This window comes from Acinetobacter sp. USHLN143 (assembly GCF_037145695.1).
Classification (GTDB): Bacteria; Pseudomonadota; Gammaproteobacteria; order Pseudomonadales; family Moraxellaceae; genus Acinetobacter; species Acinetobacter fasciculus.
In genome coordinates, this window is the sequence record NZ_JBBCWZ010000278.1 from 1 (window position 1) to 268 (window position 268).

1 protein-coding gene is annotated in these 268 nt (G+C 48.9%); it reads right to left on the reverse strand.

The window, feature by feature from the left end:
• Positions 1 to 268, reverse strand: a 268-nt coding sequence (locus WFH18_RS18625) for an IS66 family transposase (RefSeq protein WP_336755449.1), incomplete at both ends; no start/stop codon positions are given.

Consider the following 268-nt stretch of genomic DNA (forward strand, 5'->3'; position numbering starts at 1 on the left):
GTATTCGCGGCGGTCTTCCGCTGTACCATCGGTCTTTTTCCTGAGTTCTGCTTCTATCGCATACAGTTTCTGAATCAGCACTAAGGCCTGTTCAGCAACCTGACTTTTCCCGGTCACATGCAGTTCATGGAATTTACGACGTGCATGGGCCATGCACCCCACCTCAATCACCTGGCCTGATTTAAAACGTGCTTTATAACCACTGTAATCATCACAGACTAGATAGCCCTGCCAGCCTTTCAAGAACTCTTCAGCATGCTGGCCTGAA